Annotated in this window: 18 protein-coding genes; 10 read left to right on the top strand and 8 right to left on the bottom strand. The window is 72.7% G+C overall.

All coding sequences use genetic code 11. The features are described from left to right. The 3 genes from ABD284_RS04955 to ABD284_RS04945 all read left to right on the top strand — a co-directional run bounded on the left by ABD284_RS04955 (position 1) and on the right by ABD284_RS04945 (position 3982). Positions 1 to 894: a CPBP family intramembrane glutamic endopeptidase gene (locus ABD284_RS04955; RefSeq protein WP_386699734.1), complete on the top strand. Its 894-nt coding sequence runs from the start codon at positions 1 to 3 to the stop codon at positions 892 to 894. Between the two features lie 177 nt (positions 895 to 1071). Then, the gene (locus tag ABD284_RS04950) at positions 1072 to 2073 is read left to right on the top strand and encodes a DUF389 domain-containing protein (RefSeq protein WP_344141185.1); all 1002 of its coding nucleotides are present in this window, start codon (positions 1072 to 1074) and stop codon (positions 2071 to 2073) included. Between the two features lie 841 nt (positions 2074 to 2914). Next, positions 2915 to 3982 (top strand): hypothetical protein, encoded by a 1068-nt coding sequence (locus ABD284_RS04945; RefSeq protein WP_344141184.1) that lies wholly within the window; start codon positions 2915 to 2917, stop codon positions 3980 to 3982. A 230-nt stretch (positions 3983 to 4212) separates the two neighbouring features. Here ABD284_RS04945 and ABD284_RS04940 read toward each other — a convergent pair whose 3' ends face one another. Continuing rightward, the gene (locus ABD284_RS04940; RefSeq protein WP_344141183.1) at positions 4213 to 4593 is read right to left on the bottom strand and encodes a MerR family transcriptional regulator; all 381 of its coding nucleotides are present in this window, start codon (positions 4591 to 4593) and stop codon (positions 4213 to 4215) included. A 173-nt stretch (positions 4594 to 4766) separates the two neighbouring features. Here ABD284_RS04940 and ABD284_RS04935 point away from each other — a divergent pair, with 173 nt between their 5' ends. Next, positions 4767 to 5456 carry a hypothetical protein gene (locus tag ABD284_RS04935; RefSeq protein ID WP_344141182.1) on the top strand — a complete coding sequence of 230 codons (690 nt, stop codon included), beginning with the start codon at positions 4767 to 4769 and terminating at the stop codon, positions 5454 to 5456. Positions 5457 to 5667: 211 nt separating this feature from the next. Here the strand turns inward: ABD284_RS04935 and ABD284_RS04930 are convergent, their stop codons facing one another. Beyond that, complete coding sequence (locus tag ABD284_RS04930; protein WP_344141180.1) at positions 5668 to 7059, bottom strand: FAD-binding oxidoreductase; 1392 nt, start codon at positions 7057 to 7059, stop codon at positions 5668 to 5670. A gap of 494 nt (positions 7060 to 7553) precedes the next feature. On the opposite strand from ABD284_RS04930, the gene ABD284_RS04925 reads away from it, so the two are divergent. After that, positions 7554 to 8840: a pyroglutamyl peptidase gene (locus ABD284_RS04925; RefSeq protein WP_386699735.1), complete on the top strand. Its 1287-nt coding sequence runs from the start codon at positions 7554 to 7556 to the stop codon at positions 8838 to 8840. Positions 8841 to 8927: 87 nt separating this feature from the next. Here ABD284_RS04925 and ABD284_RS04920 read toward each other — a convergent pair whose 3' ends face one another. Further along, positions 8928 to 9575 carry a CatB-related O-acetyltransferase gene (locus tag ABD284_RS04920; RefSeq protein WP_344141178.1) on the bottom strand — a complete coding sequence of 216 codons (648 nt, stop codon included), beginning with the start codon at positions 9573 to 9575 and terminating at the stop codon, positions 8928 to 8930. A gap of 186 nt (positions 9576 to 9761) precedes the next feature. On the opposite strand from ABD284_RS04920, the gene ABD284_RS04915 reads away from it, so the two are divergent. After that, positions 9762 to 10373 carry a TetR/AcrR family transcriptional regulator gene (locus ABD284_RS04915; protein ID WP_344141177.1) on the top strand — a complete coding sequence of 204 codons (612 nt, stop codon included), beginning with the start codon at positions 9762 to 9764 and terminating at the stop codon, positions 10371 to 10373. Between the two features lie 121 nt (positions 10374 to 10494). Here the strand turns inward: ABD284_RS04915 and ABD284_RS04910 are convergent, their stop codons facing one another. The 5 genes from ABD284_RS04910 to ABD284_RS04890 form a co-directional block, all read right to left on the bottom strand. Continuing rightward, a complete protein-coding gene (locus ABD284_RS04910) occupies positions 10495 to 11157 on the bottom strand; it encodes a hypothetical protein (protein ID WP_344141176.1) in 663 nt (220 codons plus the stop codon). Positions 11158 to 11469: 312 nt separating this feature from the next. Next, a complete protein-coding gene (locus ABD284_RS04905) occupies positions 11470 to 12075 on the bottom strand; it encodes a response regulator transcription factor (protein WP_344141175.1) in 606 nt (201 codons plus the stop codon). After that, positions 12072 to 13253: a sensor histidine kinase gene (locus ABD284_RS04900; protein WP_344141173.1), complete on the bottom strand. Its 1182-nt coding sequence runs from the start codon at positions 13251 to 13253 to the stop codon at positions 12072 to 12074. The genes ABD284_RS04905 and ABD284_RS04900 overlap by 4 nt, the downstream gene beginning before the upstream one ends. A 5-nt stretch (positions 13254 to 13258) precedes the next feature. Beyond that, on the bottom strand, positions 13259 to 14167 hold the full coding sequence (locus ABD284_RS04895; protein ID WP_344141172.1) for a CPBP family glutamic-type intramembrane protease: 909 nt from the start codon (positions 14165 to 14167) through the stop codon (positions 13259 to 13261). Positions 14168 to 14820: 653 nt separating this feature from the next. Continuing rightward, positions 14821 to 15378, bottom strand: coding sequence for a PadR family transcriptional regulator (locus ABD284_RS04890; RefSeq protein ID WP_344141171.1), 558 nt, complete (start codon positions 15376 to 15378; stop codon positions 14821 to 14823). Positions 15379 to 15491: 113 nt separating this feature from the next. Between ABD284_RS04890 and ABD284_RS04885 the strand changes: the two genes are divergently transcribed. The 4 genes from ABD284_RS04885 (at position 15492) to ABD284_RS04870 (ending at position 17616) form a co-directional block, all read left to right on the top strand. Further along, complete coding sequence (locus ABD284_RS04885) at positions 15492 to 16028, top strand: hypothetical protein (RefSeq protein ID WP_344141170.1); 537 nt, start codon at positions 15492 to 15494, stop codon at positions 16026 to 16028. A 116-nt stretch (positions 16029 to 16144) separates the two neighbouring features. Next, the gene (locus ABD284_RS04880) at positions 16145 to 16486 is read left to right on the top strand and encodes an ArsR/SmtB family transcription factor (RefSeq protein ID WP_344141169.1); all 342 of its coding nucleotides are present in this window, start codon (positions 16145 to 16147) and stop codon (positions 16484 to 16486) included. A 3-nt stretch (positions 16487 to 16489) separates the two neighbouring features. Continuing rightward, on the top strand, positions 16490 to 16996 hold the full coding sequence (locus ABD284_RS04875; protein WP_344141168.1) for an SRPBCC family protein: 507 nt from the start codon (positions 16490 to 16492) through the stop codon (positions 16994 to 16996). Then, positions 16996 to 17616: a dihydrofolate reductase family protein gene (locus tag ABD284_RS04870; RefSeq protein WP_344141167.1), complete on the top strand. Its 621-nt coding sequence runs from the start codon at positions 16996 to 16998 to the stop codon at positions 17614 to 17616. Before ABD284_RS04875 ends, ABD284_RS04870 begins: the two co-directional genes overlap by 1 nt. The last annotated feature ends 5 nt before the right edge of the window (positions 17617 to 17621 follow it).

Here is a 17621-nt window from a genome sequence, read left to right as displayed (position 1 = left end):
ATGTTTCCCGGCATGGCACCTCACCCCACCTCCGCACGGCCGGATTCCGCCGCTTCCGCGACCCCCGAGGACCCGGCGCGCACAGCGGTCATGGCCCCCCGCGGACTCACGGCCTACTTCGTGATCGCCTTCGCCTTCTCCTGGATCGCCTGGTGGGCGGGAGCGCGCTTGATCGGCGGCGGCAATCCCCTGCCGGCCGTGCTCGTCGGCGGCTTCGGACCGGCCGTGGCGGCGGTGGCCGTCACCTGGGCCACGCTGGGCCGCTCCGGCGTCGGTGCCCTGTTCCGGCGGTACTCGATCGGGCGGCGGGGCCTGCTCACGCCCTACCTGGTCGCCGCGTCGGCCGTCGCGGCCGTCGCGGCCTCCGCCGCGGTCCCGATCTACCTGGAAGGAACGGCGGTCGACGGGGCGCAGCTGCGCGCGGCACTGGCCCTGGCCCCGGCCAACTTCCTGCTCATCGCGCTGGCCGGCGGCGGCAACGAGGAGCTGGGCTGGCGGGGCTTCGCCCAGCCCCGGCTCCAGGGCGCCCTGTCGCCGCTGGCGGCGAACGCGGTGCTCGGCGGGGTCTGGGCGGTGTGGCACGCCCCTCTGTTCGGCATGGAGGGCACGGTCCAGTCAACGATGTACTTCCCCGCCTACGCCCTGCTCTGCGTCGGCTTGACGGTCGTCCTCGGCTGCGTCTTCAACTCCGCCCGCGGCGGCCTGCTCGCCACGGTGTTCGCCCACACCGCGGTCAACGTCGTCTCGGGCCTCAAGGGCGCGGCGGTCGGGGACGCCGCCGGGGCGGGCGAGGTCGCGCTCGTCGGCCTCGCCGCGGTGGTCCTCGCGCTCGCCACCCGCGGCAACCTGGCCCTGCGCCGACCGCGCGGTGCCGAGGACCGGTCCGCGGACTGATCCGCGCCCGCCCGGCCCGGAACGACGAGCGCGCCCGCCCGGTCGCCGCCCGCGACCGACGGCGCTCGCTGCGTCCCCACGCCCCCGCGCGTTCCCGGCGCGGGCGGACCGGACCGATGAGCGGCGCCGCGTCGTGTCGCCCAAGCGCAGCGAGGTCCCGTGGCGATACTCGGACCCATGCTCGGCGGAATCCTCGAACGCGTCCTCGTCGCATCGCAGCTGCGCACATCGGACGACCTGGTGCAGGCCCTCGACCTGTCCGCGGGCGACAGCCGGGCCAAGAGCTCGGCATTCTGGACGATGCTCACCCTTTCGGCGATCATCGCGGCCGGTGGCGTGCTGACCGATTCCACGGCCACGGTGATCGGCGCGATGATCATCGCGCCCCTCTCCACGCCGATCATGGGAATCGCCTTGGGGATCGTGCGCCAGAGCCGGACCGGAGCGGTCAGGACGGTCTGCCTCGGATGCCTCCTCGTGATCGGCGTCGGAGTGGTCTTCGCCGCCGTGATCCCCGGCTCCTACGACCTCCTGGAGAACAGCCAGATCGCGGGGCGCACCTCGCCCGGGCTGATGGACCTCGTCTCCGCCCTGGCGACCGGTGCGGCCGGCGCGGTGGCCCTGTCCCGCAGCGACGTCGCCGCCGTGCTGCCCGGGGTGGCCATCGCGATCTCGCTGGTGCCTCCTCTGGTGGTGGCGGGCGTGTGCCTGGGTCAGGGCGCGGCGCTGCTGGCGGCGGGGGCGGGTGTGCTGTTCCTGTCCAACCTGCTCGCGCTGGTCTTCGCGGGCATGCTGATCTTCGCGGCCTCGGGCTACGGAACTCCCAGGGAGACGCGGGACGAGCGCTCCGCGCGCAGGACGCGCCTCGTACTGGGCCTGCTGTTCGCGGTCGTGTTCGTGCCCTTGGCCGGCCACACCGCGGCCACCGCCCTGGTCGCCGTGTGGACGGAACGGGCCGAGGCGGCGGCCGGCCGGTGGCTCGCGCAGCGGCCGGCCGCCTCGGTGACACGTGTGTACACGGCGTCGACGACGATGCACATCGAGGTCCGCGTCCAGGGCTCTCCGCCCCCGGTCGACCCGCTCCTGGCGGACCTGCGGGCACAGCTCCCCGACCGGTTGGGCCTGGTGGTGGAGACGACCTACGGCGAGCGCCTCGACGCCGGGACGGTCGGGGGCTGACGGCCGGGCGAGCGCCGGTCACCGCGGTCACCGGCCGCCGAAGCCGGATCCGAAGACGCGTTCGCGATCGGTGCGGTCCCCCGACACCCGCGCGCAGGCTCCGCGAGGAGAGCCGGGGACCGCTGCGGCCCCCGCCTCGATGTGTACGCCGTGACGGGGGTCAAAGGCGGCGGATGAGCTCCAGAAGCGCTCTGGCCAGGATCTCCGCGAACCGCCAGGTCCCCGGACGCCTCCACCAGCGGTGACGCTCCATGTCAGAGGTCATGATTGTCTCCACTCCGATCTCGCTGCGGCCAGGACGAGGGGGTAGGGCCGTTTCGCCCCCGCGCCGCCGGCCTTGGGGTATGCGATTCGACAGCCGGGGTGCCGAGGGGTGCGACGGCCGCTGGACGGGGGTGTCCCGCCGGTTCGTCGGAGCGCGTTCGTCCCTACGTCGCACGGCCGGCCTTCGGGGGTGGGAAACGCCGAGCTGTGCCTGCGCAAGTTCGCGGAGACGACCCATCAAAACCATTGGCTGTTATAAAAACGTTATCTTATATAACAGGTGGGCTGTCAAATGCGACAGAATGTCGCAGAAAGGACGATAGGTGCGAGTCGCCTCTTACTGCTCCGTGGACACCATCCGCGACCGCCGGCTCAGAAAGCCTTCCGACCAAGGTCGGCGGCCGTTTCGCTGTCGGGCCACGGCGCGCACAGGTCGCCGGGGACGGCGCACGGGTACCGGCCGCCCGGCATCCGCCGGGCCGTCGGCGCCTCCCGCAGCAGGGCCTTACGCAGGACGACATGTCCTACTACGGTGATTCGGTTTGCTGGTGACAGGGACCGATGAGGGTGGAGCGACGTGGGCTGGAGCGATTTCAACGTGTGGGGGAGGCGTGCCGTGGCGGCCGCGACCGCGGGGGCGCTGCTCGCGGGCGGATACGGCGGCTACGTCTGGGTCAAGGAGCGATCGCCCGGTGACCGGCTGGCCGAGGCGTGCGGCGGGATGCTGCCGGTGGACGAGGTGCTCGCGCTGACGGGCGCGACCGCCAGCGGGTTCGGCGGTCGCGACCTGGAACTCACCAGCGACACCTACGACGTGTCGGAGAGCGTCCGGGAGCCGGGTGCCATTCCGACGACCTGCCGGGCCAACACGCTCAACGTGCGGATCGAGACGGCGGGCGGCAGCCGCTCGGCGTTCGACACCTACACCTTTCACCGGAACGACGCACCCCTGCCGATCCCGCTGCCCGCCGGATGGTCCGGCTTCCTGGTCCCCGAGGACGAGGAGGAGATCGGCGTCTCGGTCCTGCTCGACTGCCCGGAGTGGGACCGCCGGGAGGGAGCCGGAATCCTGGTGAACGTCGAGCGCTACGACACCGACAGCAGCGACGCCTCCGTCCGGGCGCAGGTCGCCCGCGTCGCCACCGGCGCCGCCGAGCGGGCGGCACAGCGCACCGGTTGCGGCGGCGAGCCGGGAGGCAGGATCACCGAGGTCGACTCCACGGCCGGCACCCCCTCCCCTGCGGACACCGAGCGCGCCGACGGGACCTGCCAGGGCATGACCTCGCACCCGAGGATGCAGGAGACGGCGGCGCGGACGGCGCCGGTCGAGTCCTGCCTGCTCACGGACGCGCTGCTGCTGCGGTCGTACTACGGACCGTTCGTGCGCGGCGAAGGCGAGGGGAGGTTCGGGGCGTGGGAGCGGGCCTCCGGCGTCACCGGTTTCACGGCCTGGGGCTCCGCGGAGTGCCGAGGCGCCCTGGGTACCGCGGTGTACGCGCTCCGGCCCGTCAAGGACAGTGACCGCAGCTTCGACTCCGCGCCTCCCACCCGCAGCGAGTACGCGGACCTGCGGCGCTTCGCCGAAGCCTCCGCCGAGCGGCACCACTGCTCATCGCTGACCCTGCCCGCCGGTCCCCGCGGCTGAGGCGCCGGACCGGCTACCGCCGCCCCGCCCCGCCGTGCGCGAGCGGGGGCGGTGCGCGGCCGGTTCCGGTTCATGTGGCCTCCTGATCGGGTGCCTCGGCGAGCGACAGGCTGTCGCCGTCCGGGTCCAGCACGGCGACGTGGCGCACGCCTGTCCGCGAGAAGGCCCTCGGTGCCCGACCGCTCCCCGCCGGCCTTCCCGTGTCGTTCGGCCGCGCGCCGCTCCGGGCGCTATGCGGGCTGCTCAGCGGGCGCGAGGGCGGCGAGGTGCTCCCGGTTCGCCTGGATCACCTCGTCGAGTGAGTCGCGGGTGCGCACCAGGTCGGCGATATGGGCGTCAAGGCGCTCGCGCTCCTCGACGAGGCGCTTCCACGCCTCGTCGGCGGTCTCGCGGCTCGGCATGTCGACGCAGGGAAGCAGTTCGGCGATGGTCCGGCTGGAGAGGCCGGCGGTGAACAGCCGCCGAACCAGCAGGACGCGGTCCACGGCGGACTCGGCATACAGCCGCTGGCCGCTGGAGCTGCGACCACTGCTGAGCAGCGCCTGCTCCTCGTAGTACCGCAGCGAGCGGACGCTGGCACCCGTCCGCCTCGCCAGTTCGCCGATTCTCATCGCCGCCTCCGTTCCCGCCCGCCCGACTCCGTGGTCCACACAGCGGGCTCACCCGTGCCTCTGACGTCCATGTCAGAATCTACGTGAAAGGCTCCCGCCGACCCTGCCGGTCGGCCCGACCCGTTCACGCCCGGCCTCCACCCCCGCGACCTACTTCGGTCATACTCGGTGCCATGAGCGAGCGGCTTCACCGGTGCGTGGACGAGCTGTACGAGGTGTTCGGCCGGTACCCGCTCGCGCCGGAAATCGACGGCTGCCCGCACTGCGTGCTCCCGGAGGCCGAGGCCGCCCTGCGGAGCGCACCGCTACGACGCCTGAGCGCGCGTGCGCTGTGGCCGTTCGCCGCCAAGGTGCTGACCACCTGGGGCGGGGTGAACGACCTCCGACACTTCCTACCGCGCGTACTCGAACTGGTCGCGGACGGCGTCTGGGACCTGGAGATCGCGGTTCCGAAGCTGCGCGCTGCGCAGTGGACGACCTGGCCCGCCGAGGAGCAGCGCTGTGTCGGTGATTTCTGCCAGGCTCTGTGGCACCACACCCTGACTCACACTCCCGGCGAGCGCAGCGTCGCCGATCTCCTCCCGTCCCTGCAGGAGCTGTTCGCCGATCCGCGCCCATTCCTGTCGGCCTGGTGGGAGAACCCGGCGGAGCCCGCCTTGCACCAGCTCGCGGAACTGATCCGATCGGTCGCGGCGAGCGCCCCGGCGTGCCGGGACGAGCAGCTCGTCTCCTGGATCTGCCACCCGCGCACCCGGGAGTCGGTCGAAGCCGGCGTGCTGCGCGCCGCGTCCCCGGTGGTGGCGCGTTCGCTTTCGGACGTCTACGAGGAGATGGAACTGCTGGACCGTACGCGAGACGGCTGACCGCGCATCGGGGCGCCGGCGTGCCGCCGAGCGCACCGGCGCCGCGGCCGTCGGATGAGAGGCCCGCAGAACGCCCGGCGCCAGGGCGTGAGCAAGGGCCCCTTCCTGCCCCCTCCCTGCCTGCTAGCACGGTCATCTTCCGCACAGGCGCACCGTGTCCGGCGAAGCGGGCGGCACGCGGTCCCGCCCGCAGGACCGGCGGCCGGTCGCCTCAGCCCGGCTTGATGTTGTGGTTGCGGTGGAAGATGTTGTCCGGGTCGTAGCGTCGCTTGACCTCCGCCAGGCGGCGATAGTTGTCGGCGCCGAGCCCCGCGACGATCCGTTCGCTTCCCTCGTTGCCGATGAAGTTCAGGTACACGGCCCCGATCGACCACGGAAGCATGTCCGAGCGGAGGTCGCGCGCCCATTGCCTGCCGCGCTCGTCGTCGGCCGGGTCCTCCCACAGCCCGAACGGATGCACGCACCAGGGCGCCCTGCGCCACGGAACCGGGTAGTCGGTGTCCGGCCTGGAGACCTGGCCCCCTTGCGGGAACAGGACGTGCTGCGACGCCGAGGGCACGATCATCCGGGCGGCGCCGGCGCAGAAGAGGTCGACGGCCTCGTCCGGCACCGTGCCGAGGTACTCCGCCGACCAGTAGTTGCGCAGGCCCGGCGGGTCGTCGAGCATGCACTGCAGCTCTGCGTAGGGCATTTGGGCGATCATCTCGCCCTCGTGGCCGAGTTCCAGCATCGGCCGGACGGCTTCGCGGCCCTCCCGCTCCTCGCCCGCGTAGGTGACCAGAACGCCGCACGCCAGTTCGCCCACCAGGTGCTCGGGCACGAAGTCCTCCGGAGGGCCGGTGAGGTACAGGACGCCCCCGCCTACCTCGTCCGGTGCCTGCTCCATGAAGTCCCGGTACGCGCGGACCACCTCCGGCCCGGCGTCGCTGCCCCACAACAGCAGGGCCGCGGTCACCGAGGGAAGCGGGTGCAGCCGCAGGGTGAGCGAGGTGACCACCCCGAAGTTGCCGCCGCCTCCGTGCAGCGCCCAGAACAGCTCGGGGTTCTCCTCCGCCGACGCCCGCACCTGCGCACCGTCGGCCGTGACCACGTCGGCGCCGAGGAGGTTGTCGCAGGCGAGCCCGAACTTGCGGTCCAGCCACCCCGTTCCGCCGCCCAGCACGAACCCGCCGACACCCGTCGTGGAGACCCGGCCGCCGGTGGTCGCCAGGCCGAAGGGCTCTGTCGCGCGGTCGAGATGGCTCATCGTGGCGCCGCCCCCCACGTCCGCGGTCATCGCGTCGGGGTCGACACGCACCGCGTTCATCCGGCGCAGATCGACGACCAGGCCCCCGTTGGTCAGCGCCATACCGGCGACGCTGTGGCCCCCGCCGCGTATCGAGACCTCCAGTCCGCGCTCCCGCGCGAACCCGACCGCGCGGGCGACGTCCTCGACCGTGCGGCACTGGGCGATGACGGTGGGCCGGTCCTCGACCATCGCGTTGAACACGGCGCGCGACTCCTCGTAGGACGGGTCCGCGGTCTCCATCACCTCACCCGCGAACCCCTCCCGGAGGCGGTCCACCTCCGAGCGCGACACCGACGTGCTGTGTAACCGGGCCATGGCGGCCTCCCTTCGCCGGCCGGGCCCGACCGGGGGCCGCGCGGTCCTCGGCCGCGGCGGGGCCTCCCCCATGCGCCCCCGCCGCCAGGTGTGTCGGCCCGGCGCTTGAAGCGTAGAACCCCTGGTCGCCGACTTAAACCGGGTTGCGCATTTCGTGCGAAGACTTGACTGGCCGTGCTGCGGCGACCGCCGAAGGAGGGGCGGCGGCCGTCGCCGCCGCGACCGAGCACCCTCCGCCGACCCGGGCGGCCACCGCGAAGGGACCGTGTTCCGCCTTCGGTTCTGCTCCGGTTCATCCCCCTTGAGGTAGCAGGGATCATTCCCAGGGCGCGGAGGAGAGCGATCGGCGTCCTGCGCGGAATCGGTGGTCACCGGTGCAGTCCTGCGGACTCGTCTCGCGGCGTGTCGCGGGGCGAATCGCGAACCGCGAAACCGGGCTGGTGGGATGATGGGGATTCTGTTACCTTCCGCTTGTTCTTTTGCTGAACAATCGGATGTATGGAGCGAAGTTGCGTTTCCAGCAGATCGCCCCTCGCGTTGCCGCGTCGGCGCTCATCATCGCCCCCGCTATCGCCCTGGGAGCTCCGGCGCAGGCCGAGCGGACGACCGGCTGCCTCGGCGCGGACGGCGCCACCGTCGAGGAGGCGCGACTCGCCCGGGACGTCCCCCAAGAGATCCTGCGCAGGTCCGGGTTCGCCCGCGACGTGGACCGCTTCGCCGAGAAGCTCTGCGCGGCCCCCGACGCGCACCACGCGCGCAAGGTCGTCGAGCGCCACGGGGATGCGCTCTGGCGGAAGGCGGTGGAGCGGGTCCAGGAGACCGGACACGTCACGAAGGACTTGAGCGCCGGGGACGACCGTCCGCTCTACTGGGCGCGCCTGGGCATGACCTCGGCCCTCAACCGCTGGGAACCGGACTTCGACCTCGGCGACGCCGACCGGGCCGAGCTCGTGGCCGAGCTGGAGCGCCGCTCCCGGGGCCACGACGACACGGACCCGCCCACGGGCCGCGGGCGGTCCCAGACGCCCCGCATCGTCGTGACCGGGTTCGACCCGTTCCAGCTCGACAACGACATCCGCCAGGCCAACCCCTCCGGCGCCGCGGCCCTCGCCCTGGACGGGACGGTGGTCGGAACCGGCGACGGCGCCGCGGTAGTCGAGGCCATGCTCTTCCCGGTGCGCTGGCGCGACTTCGCCGACGGCATGGTCGAGCAGGCACTCCTGCCGCACTACACCGGCGACCGGCCGGCGGAGGCGGTCATCACCGTCAGCCAGGGCCGGGAGGGCCGGTTCGACCTGGAGGCCCACAACGGCGCCTGGCGCGGCGGCTCCGCCGACAACGAGCGGGTCGGCGAGGAGGGGATGATCCCCATCCCCGACGGCGTCCCCACCGTCAGGCCGCAGCCGCAGTGGTCGGACTCCTCCCTCGACCGCCCCGCGATCGTCGAGGAGACCACCGGGGAGCCGTTTCCCGTGTACGACAACACCCGGGTGACCGAGATCCCCGCGGGCGAGACCGAACCCGTGGCGCGTCCCGACGGCCCCACCCCCGGATCCCGGGCGCGGGCCGGCGGCGGAGGCAGCTACCTCTCCAACGAGATCGCCTACCGCAACACCCTGCTGCGCGACGCCACCGGCCTGGACATCCCGGCCGGCCACGTTCACACCCCGGTCCTGCACTTCGGCCCCGGCGACCGCGTGACCGACCCCGAGTTCGAGGAGAACCGCGCGACCATCGTCGGCCAGGTCGAGGACATCGTCGCGGCCGCCGCCCGGTCGTGACGCAGCGGGCGGTCGTCGTGTTCTCCCGGGCTCCGGGGCCGCCCAGCGCCCCGCTGTCCCGCTGGGCGGCGGGTCCCGGGGCGGCCGTCACGTCCGCGCGGGCGCCGCGCTCTCCAGGTCGTCGACGCTGCCGGACATGATCGTGCGGATGTGCTCGGTGGTGTGCTGGAGCGGCCAGTCCCACCAGGCCAGAGCCAGGAGGCGGTCGATGTCGGCGTCGCTGTAGCGGCGGCGGACGAGCCTGGCCGGGTTGCCGCCGACGATGCCGTAGTCGGGGACGTCGTCGACGACGACGGAGCCGGAGGCGACGATCGCTCCATGACCGATGCGGACGCCGGGCATCACCATGGCCCGGTAGCCGATCCAGACGTCGTTGCCGACCACGGTGTCGCCCCGCCCGGGCAGGCCGGTGATGAGGTCGACGTGCTCGGCCCAGGAACCGCCCATGATCGGGAACGGGAACGCCGAGGGCCCGTCCATGCGGTGGTTGGCGCCGTTCATGATGAACCGCACGCCCGCGCCCAGTGCGCAGAACCTCCCGATGACCAGCTTCTCCGGCCCGTAGTGGTACAGAACGTTGCGGGTCTCGAAGGCGGTCGGATCGTCCGGATCGTCGTAGTAGGAGAACTCTCCGACCTCGATCAGCGGTGACTCCACGAGCGGCTTGAGCAGCACCACCCGCGGCTGCCCGGGCATCGGGTGCACCGCGGTCGGGTCGGCGGGAACAGGGGGCATCGCGGATCGCTTCCTTTTTGCGCGGGCGTGTTCGCGGGCGTGTTCGCGGGCGTGGCGGCGAACGGCGACCTGGGCAGGCAACTAGTGCGACAGATGATACTTTAATATCCTTCCCTGGCGCAGTCCCGCTGGACAACCGCACCACCGGCGACGATCCCCGCACCACGTCCGGAGGGAGCCCGGCCCGTGCCACCGCCCCGGCGCCGCCCCGGCGGCCGTACCGCCCGTATCCGCACCCAGGTGCTCGACGCGGTCCGCGCCGAGCTCGGCGAGCACGGTTACGACGGGCTCACCATGGAGGCCGTCGCCGCCCGCGCCGGCGTGCACCGCGCGACGGTGTACCGGCGCTGGGAGGACGTCGGCGGTCTGCTCGCCGACGTTCTGGAAGCGGCGGGCGACGACGCCTGGCGGCCCCCGGACACCGGTTCCCTGAGAGCAGACCTGGCGGCGCTGAACCAGGAGATCCAGGACTCGCTGACCGCACACCCGCCGATCGTGGCGGCCCTGATCGCCGCCTCGTTCCGCTCCGAGAAGGCCGAGCGCGCCCAGCGGCGGCTCTGGGAGGACCGCTACGCCCACTGCGAGAGCATCGTCGACCGGGCTGTCCGGCGCGGCGAACTCCCGCCGCGCACCGACGCCCGGCGGCTGCTCATCACCGCGACCGCGCCCCTGTACCACCAGCTTGTGCTTCTGCGCACGCCGACCGATCCGGCCCTGCCCGACCAGGCGGCCGACACCGCCGCCCTCGCCGCATCGGTCGGCGCCTTCGCCGAGCCCCCGCCGGCCGACGACACCTGAGGGCCCGGTCCGTCCGCCGCCGGGCCCCGGTGATGAGCGCGGGCGACCGGCCCTCGGCGGCCCCCTGCACACCCGGTGAGAGCGCACGCGGCCCGCTGGCCGGTTGAGCCTTGAGCCGCCGTCATCCCTGCGCCGCGGAGTCCAGGAACCAGTTGTAACGCAGGCGCAGTGCGCGCTCCACGCTGGCCGCCGCGGCGCCGAGCGTGAGCGTGACGTTGAGCCACGCCGGCAGGCTGACGGGCGAGGTGAAGGTCCCGAAGCGCTGGGTGACCGGGGGCAGGTGGAAGACCACCTCGGCGAGCTGCGGGACGAGGAGAACCAGCGGGATGGCGAGCAGGACCAGCGAGCAGACCCCGATCCAGCGGCTCAGCACGGGGCGCTCGCGCTCCAGGCGCGCGCGGCGCCCCTCGCCGGAGCGCTGGTCCGGAACGAGCTGGTGCTCGGCCCCCGCGGCGGTGATGTAGTGGCAGCGCTTGAGGCCGAAGGCCGTCGGCGCCACTTCGATCGTGCCGCCCTGCACGGGGAAGGCGGCGGGGAGCCTGGACTCGGCGTGATGCCTGCCGTCGAGATACAGATGGGCCTTGCCCTTGCCGTCCTCGGTGAACAGCCGCTGCACGTGATTGACGTCGACGGCATAGACCACCCGGCCTCCGTCGCCGCTTCGCAGCGGAAGGTAGAACAACGCACGGGACATCGGCTGCCACCAGCGGAACGGCTTCAGGGGGCGTCCGTTCCCCGGCTTGACCCGCTGCGCGGCCCGTCGCCGCCGCCACTCCTTGAACATGTCGGGCTCCATATCGTCACGTGAATCGCTTCGCCGGCATCGGGGCCGACCTGGCGGTTGGGTCCTTCTGCGGTCACGTGCTCTGCGCGAGGCCTGTTCGCGCGCACGGCAGGGGCGACCGGTTGTGGGCCCGGTGGGACACACGGCTGCCGGGCCCGGACGGGTCTTCGGCGGTTGTCGGCTCGTAGGCCGCACCGCCGGCCGCTCCGCACGGGCCGGTGCCGTCCAGCGCGACCCCCGCCGCGGAACCCGGGTACCGGGCGCCCTTCGACCGGGCCCCGCGGGCGTCCCCGGACGCGGGGGCGTCTTCGCTCAGATCCAGCCGTGCCCGGCGGCGATGCGCGCGGCCTCGTGCCGGTTGGCGGCGTCGAGCTTGGCGATGGCGGCCGCGAGGTGGTTGCGCACCGTCCCCCGGGAAAGCGAGACGCGCCGGGCGATCTCTTCGACCGGCGCGCCGTCGCGCGCCAGGGCGAGGACGTCGGACTCGCGCGGGCTGAGCGGGGAGTCGCCCGCGCTGATCGCCTCCGCCGCGAGCGCGGGGTCGACGTAGCGGCCGCCGCCCGCGACGCTGCGCACGACCTCGGCGAACGTGCGGGAGGAGACGGTCTTGGGCAGGAAGCCGCGCACGCCCGCGGCCAGTGCCGACTTCAGGTAACCGGGTCGGCCGTGCGAGGTCACGATGACGCAGCGGCAGTCCGGCAGCTCTGCCGCGAGCCGGCGGGCCACCTCGATGCCGTCGGGCCCGGGCAGCTGCAGGTCGAGCAGGGCGACGTCGGGGCGGGTGTGCAGGGCGGCCGCCAGCGCCTCGTCGCCGGAGGCCGCCCGGCCGACGACCTCGAAGCCGTCTTCGAGGTCGAGCAGTCCGGCGATGGCGTCGCGGATGAGGTGTTCGTCGTCGGCGACGAGGATGCGGGTCATACGAGGTCTTCCTTCGGAAGCGGGATCGCGGCCTCAAGCAGGAACCAGGTGCCGTCGCGGCGCGCGGTGAGGCGCCCGCCGAGTGCGCCGAGCCGCTCGGACATCGAGTGCAGTCCCGTCCCGGCGTCGGCGGCGCGCCCGTCCGCGGCGGCCCGCGCGGGCCCGGCGCCGTCGTTCGCGATCGTCAGGAGCACCGCACCGTCCTCGTTCGCGGTCACGAGCGTGACCTGTGTGGCCGCGGCGTGGCGCAGCAGGTTCGTGACGCCCTCGCGGACGACCCACCCGAGGGCCTCGGCGCACTGCTCGGGCACGGTGCCGCCGGTCACCGTGCAGCGGATGCCGGCGGACTCCAGCAGCGACCGCGCACCCGAGACCTCGTCGTCCCAGGTGGTGCGGAGCTCGCCACGCACGACGCGGCGGACCTCGGTGCCCGCCTCCTCGGCGAGCCGCCGGACCTCGGTGATCTCCTCGCCGGCCCGCTCGGCGCGTCCGCGGTCGACGAGTTCGGAGGCCAGCGAGCTTTTGACCGCGATCGTCGCCAGGGTCCGGCCGAACACGTCGTGCAGGTCGCGCGCGATGCGCAGGCGTTCGTTCGCGAGGGCGAGCGCGGCGCGGGTCTCGTGCGCCTCCTGCAGCTCCAGCAGCACCCGGAGCATCCACGCGCTCGACCAGCAGATCCACAGGACACCGCTGATCACGGCCGCCCCGACCAGCAGGAGCGCGATGTTCGCGACTCCCACGAGCGGGACGGCGAGGACGACGGCCGCCGCGTTGACCAGCAGCGTCCGGCGTGCGTCGAGGACGGGTACCAGGCTCGCGGCGGCCGCCCCGATCGCGGCCGCGACCGTCAGGCCCATCGCGGGAAGGGGGAGCACGAAGGTCACGGCGACGAAGGCCGCGAGGACCAGCGCCCATGCGATGACCCCGCCGACGGGGAGCCGCCGTGCGCGCCCGACGACGGTGTCGATGCTCCAGCGGGTCACGAGCACGTTGCCGGCGACCAGGGCGAGGGACAGCGCGACTGCCGTGACCCACACGCTTCGGGGCGCCCCGGTGAGCCGGTCGGCCGCGAGCGCGCTCCGCAGGAGGGTGCCGGCCGGGATCGAGACGGCGACGTAGCTCGACCAGCGCACGTAGGTCTCGAACCTGCGTGCGCCGACCAGAGGCCAATCGCTCATGCCCCTCATTGTGCCGTCGGGGCCGGGGCGGGCCGTGGTGCCGCGGGGGTCAGGGCCGGTCCCGCCGTGCGCGTGCGCAACCACACCGCCGCCGCGATCGCGGCAACGGTGACGCTGGGTACAAGCAGGGCGGCCGACCCGGCGCCCGCCGACCGGTCGGCGATGGAGGTGCCGATGTCGACGTGCAGGGCGGTGACGAGGAGGAAGGTGAGCGTGTTGAGCAGCGCGTGGATGACGACCGCGGTCTCGATGCCGCCGCTGCGCCAGGTGATGACGGCCAGGCTGACGGCGAGCGTGAAGTACCAGAGGTTGATCCACGGATCGCCCGCGCCGTGGATGGCCGTGAAAACCAGGCTTGAGACGAGGACGGCGACGACCAGGGCCGTGCGCGGTCCGCGGTTCCAGCTCCCGGCGACCCGCAGGACGAGTCCGCGCAGGCCGTACTCCTCGCCGGCCGCCTGCAGGGGCGTCAGCAGGAGGGTGGTGGCGAAGACCCCGACCAGGTCGGCCACGGACCAGTAAGTCTGCTCGGAGGGCGTCGCGACGTTCAGGGTGATCGTGGCGATCAGCCAGACGGGGCCGATGGTCAGCAGCGCCCGGCCGAACACGTCGAACCGGAAGCGCGATAGCACGGAGTGCAGCGAGGCGCCCTTCCCCCCGTAGAGCCACCGCTGGATGAGCATGCTCCAGGGGATGAGCAGCGCGAGGGAGAACATGGTCGCGCCGTGGTAGATCGGCGTGTAGTCGGTGCCGCCCAGGGCGGGATTAATCCTGCCCATCCGCGCGTCGACGACGCCGGCGGCCTGGGAGGCGGCGTAGCTGAATACGGCCATCCCGGCGACCAGGAGCACGATCGCGAGGATGCCGCGCCCGATGCGGCGCCTGTCGCCGGCGAGCACACGGTGGTACTCCACGCCCGGCGGGACCGGGCGCCGACCGCGGCCGCGCGGGTTCGGATCGGCCGGACCGGTCGGATCGGTCGCACCGGCAGGATCGGCCGGCGCGGGCGGAGGCGTCCGCTCCGCTCCCGTACCCGGGGCCGCGCGGAACGTATCGGCCGCGCCGTCCGACCGTGCGGGCGGAGGTTGGGGCGGAGGTTGGGGCGGAGGTTGGGGCGGAGGCGAGGGCCGGCGGCCGTCGTTGTGGTCCATGCTCCCGAACCTAGGGCGGAGCGGCGTCGTGACAGCGTGTCACGGATCACGGGTTCTTTCCGTGCGGTGCACGGGTCGGCCATGACAGATGTCATGCCCCACCGAGCTCGCGGCCCGCCCGCCGTCGCCGTCGTCCATGCCCGCGGCACCGTTCGCAACGACGCGGTGCCGTTCGCAACGACGCGGTGCCGGGTCCTGCGTCTCCCTCAGGGTCACCCGGCCCCGGCGGCCGCTCCGCCCTGTTCGCCTGCTTTCACACGGGGGTCAGCGCCTCGATCGACTCCCGTCGGGCGCCCGGAACGCCCCCCGGATGCGACTCTGACATCGCCTGCCCCCACGAGGGCGTTCGGCCGGCCGCGCCCGCTGCCCCCGTGTCGGCGCGGCTGTCGCGGGCGGGGGGACGGGTTCGCGTCGCCTCACTCCCGCGGGGTCCCCCCGGTCGTGATCTCGTCCGGCAGGTCGTCGAACCAGGCCAGGACCGCGCGTTCGTAGTGGATCCCGAAGTTGAGCGTCGCGACGGCGTAGGGGTCGCCGGTGCCCTGGACGTGGTCCTCGTATTCGGCGAGGCGCTCCTCGTGCAGCGCACGGTGGTGCTCGACCGCCGCAACCAGGTGCTCGCGGGCGACGTGGCGGCCGAGGGTCAGCATGAGTAGGAGGGGGAAGCGCACCGCTTCCTCGGCGGGAACGACCGCGCTCCAGGCCGCGAAGGCCTGGCGGCCCGCGTCGGTGATGGCGTAGGGGCGGCGGTCGCGCTTGCCCCGCTCCAGCTCCTCGACGAGCCCGGACGCCGCCATCGCCGACAGCTCCCGGTAGACCTGGCTGCGCGTGATGGACCAGAAGTCGCCCATGAGCTGCTGGGCCGCGGCCACCAGGTCCCAACCGGTCATCGGGCGCTCATGCAGGAACCCGAGCAATGAGGCGGCCGTGTTGTTCAGCCCGTGCTGGGCGTCCTGGCTCGCACGGCGTCCGTTCATTCCCACCCCCTTGACAGTCCACTGTGTCAGGTCCAATCTGAAGCAGCAACATTCCACTGTGGACTGTCCGCGGGGATGTTCATGCCACTCGTCATCGGCCTCACGGGGGCTCCATGCACACGTTCCTGCTCGCCTTGCACATCTCCGCCGGAATCATCGGCCTGGCCGCGTCCTTGACCGCGCTACTCGTCCGCAAGCGCCGCGGTGCGCACACGATCGCCGGTCGGGTCTTCGGTGCGACCGTCGTCGTGGTGGCCCTGTCCACCTACGCGCTCCTGCCTTCCGCGCCCGAGCAGTGGTGGCTCGGCATCATCGCCACGGCGACGCTGGCCGCTGCGGCGATCGGGGTGTACCTGGCCTGGCGCAAGCCGGTGCCGCAGTGGTACCGGATCCACCTCGTGCTGATGATGTCGACCGTGATCGCCTATGTGACGCCGGTGGCGGTGCAGTTCTCCGACGGGCACGCGCTCGCATGGCTGCTGCCCACCCTCGTCGGCTCCCCGCTGATCGCCTACCGCGCTCTCGTCGCCGCCCGGGTGCTCCCGCCCTCCTACCTCGTGCTGATGCCCTGGCGCAGAAGGGCTTCGCGCGCGGTACCGCCTCCGAACGCCGAGGCCCGGACCGAACGTGCTCGCACCGCTGAGCGGTGAGCGTGCCGGCCGCGGTCAGGGCGTCGACCTTCGCCGAGTAGCACGCCGCCGCCGGTCGTCCGAGCCGCCGGCCGCCAGTCGTTGACGCATGCCGATATGGGAATATGATGGCGGTCATGGCACGAGCAGCGACGACGTCGGACGTCTTCAACGCGATCGCCGAGCCGCAGCGCCGGGAGATCCTGGTGCTGCTGCGGGCGGGTGAGCGGCCGGTGACCGAGCTGGCGCAGGAACTGGGGATGGACCAGCCGCGCGCGTCCAAGCACCTGCGGGTGCTCCGGGAGGTCGGGCTGGTGCGGGACCGCAGGGCGGGCAAGCAACGCCTGTACGGCCTCGACGCCCGCGGGCTGCGGCCGGTCCACGAGTGGACCGGCGGGTTCGAGCGGTTCTGGAACGAGAGCTTCGACCGGCTGGACGCATACGTGCAGGACCTGAAGCAGGCGAGGCAGGAGGAGTAGCTGATGAGCGCGACGGGAAGGGGAGCGTCGGCGCGGTCCGCGTCGGCCGACCGCGAGATCGTCATCGCCCGGGTCATCGACGCCCCACGGGAGTTGGTGTTCGAGGCGTTCACCGAGGTCCGGCACCTGTCGCGGTGGTGGGGACCGGAGGGGTTCTCCACCACCACGCAGTCGTTCGAGTTCCGCGTCGGCGGGGAGTGGGAGTTCGTGATGCACGGACCGGACGGGACGGACTACACCGAGTTCATCTCCTGGACCGAGATCGCCCCGCCGGAGCGGATCGCGCTGCTCCACGGTGAGTCCCGCGATGATCCGAACGCCTTCGAGTCGCTCCTGACGTTCGACGCCGAGGGTTCGGCGACCCGGATCGAGATGCGCACGGTGTTCCCCACCAAGGAACTGCGCGACGAGGCGGTCGAGAAGTACCACGCCATCGAGGGCGGCCGGCAGACCCTGGGCAATCTGGCCGCCTACGTCACCGAGGTCGCTCAGAAGGGAGCGGAGGGCTGATGGCCGGGAAGGTGTTCTTCAGCGTGTCGATGTCCGTGGACGGTTTCATCGCGCCCGAGTCCCTTGACGACCTGATGGGGCCGCAGTGGATGGAATTGCAGCAGTGGGTCTTCCCGCAGCGGTTCTTCCGGGAGAACCTGAAGCTCGGCGAGGGCGGCGAGGAGGGGCGCGACAACGACATCGTGCGGGAGACGTTCGAGCGCACCGGCGCGAGCGTCATGGGCAAGCGCATGTTCGACGCCGGCGAGCGGGCGTGGCCGGAGGACGCGCCGTTCCACACGCCGGTCTTCGTCGTGACGCACGAGAAGCGTGCCCCCTGGGAGCGGCCGGGCGGCACCACCTTCCACTTCGTCAACGACGGCATCCGGCCCGCGCTCGATCAGGCCCGCGAGGCCGCCGGCGACCGCGACGTCCGCATCGCGGGCGGCGGCGCGACGATCCTGGAGTACCTGAACGCGGGCCTGGTCGACGAGTTCTCGATCGCGCTGGCGCCCGTGCTGTTCGGCTCCGGAATACGCCTGTTCGAGGGCGTGGACGCGGACCGCCTGGCCCTGGAGCCCGTCCGCACCGAGCCCTCGCCGAGGGTGACCCACCTGACCTACGCCATCCGGAAGCGGTAACCCAC

The sequence above is a fragment of the Streptomonospora arabica genome (assembly GCF_039531585.1).
Lineage (GTDB): Bacteria > Actinomycetota > Actinomycetes > Streptosporangiales > Streptosporangiaceae > Streptomonospora > Streptomonospora halophila.
Note: the sequence above shows the minus strand (reverse complement) of the source record. Positions and strands in the feature narration are given on the sequence as shown.

Coding starts and splice junctions, on each gene's coding strand:
- ABD284_RS04955 (WP_386699734.1), top strand. CDS start 1: ATGTTTCCCGGCATGGCACCTCACCCCACCTCCGCACGGCCGGATTCC.
- ABD284_RS04950 (WP_344141185.1), top strand. CDS start 1,072: ATGCTCGGCGGAATCCTCGAACGCGTCCTCGTCGCATCGCAGCTGCGC.
- ABD284_RS04940 (WP_344141183.1), bottom strand. CDS start 4,593: ATGAGAATCGGCGAACTGGCGAGGCGGACGGGTGCCAGCGTCCGCTCG.
- ABD284_RS04935 (WP_344141182.1), top strand. CDS start 4,767: ATGAGCGAGCGGCTTCACCGGTGCGTGGACGAGCTGTACGAGGTGTTC.
- ABD284_RS04930 (WP_344141180.1), bottom strand. CDS start 7,059: ATGGCCCGGTTACACAGCACGTCGGTGTCGCGCTCGGAGGTGGACCGC.
- ABD284_RS04925 (WP_386699735.1), top strand. CDS start 7,554: ATGTATGGAGCGAAGTTGCGTTTCCAGCAGATCGCCCCTCGCGTTGCC.
- ABD284_RS04920 (WP_344141178.1), bottom strand. CDS start 9,575: ATGCCCCCTGTTCCCGCCGACCCGACCGCGGTGCACCCGATGCCCGGG.
- ABD284_RS04910 (WP_344141176.1), bottom strand. CDS start 11,157: ATGTTCAAGGAGTGGCGGCGGCGACGGGCCGCGCAGCGGGTCAAGCCG.
- ABD284_RS04905 (WP_344141175.1), bottom strand. CDS start 12,075: ATGACCCGCATCCTCGTCGCCGACGACGAACACCTCATCCGCGACGCC.
- ABD284_RS04900 (WP_344141173.1), bottom strand. CDS start 13,253: ATGAGCGATTGGCCTCTGGTCGGCGCACGCAGGTTCGAGACCTACGTG.
- ABD284_RS04890 (WP_344141171.1), bottom strand. CDS start 15,378: ATGAACGGACGCCGTGCGAGCCAGGACGCCCAGCACGGGCTGAACAAC.
- ABD284_RS04885 (WP_344141170.1), top strand. CDS start 15,492: ATGCACACGTTCCTGCTCGCCTTGCACATCTCCGCCGGAATCATCGGC.
- ABD284_RS04880 (WP_344141169.1), top strand. CDS start 16,145: ATGGCACGAGCAGCGACGACGTCGGACGTCTTCAACGCGATCGCCGAG.
- ABD284_RS04875 (WP_344141168.1), top strand. CDS start 16,490: ATGAGCGCGACGGGAAGGGGAGCGTCGGCGCGGTCCGCGTCGGCCGAC.
- ABD284_RS04870 (WP_344141167.1), top strand. CDS start 16,996: ATGGCCGGGAAGGTGTTCTTCAGCGTGTCGATGTCCGTGGACGGTTTC.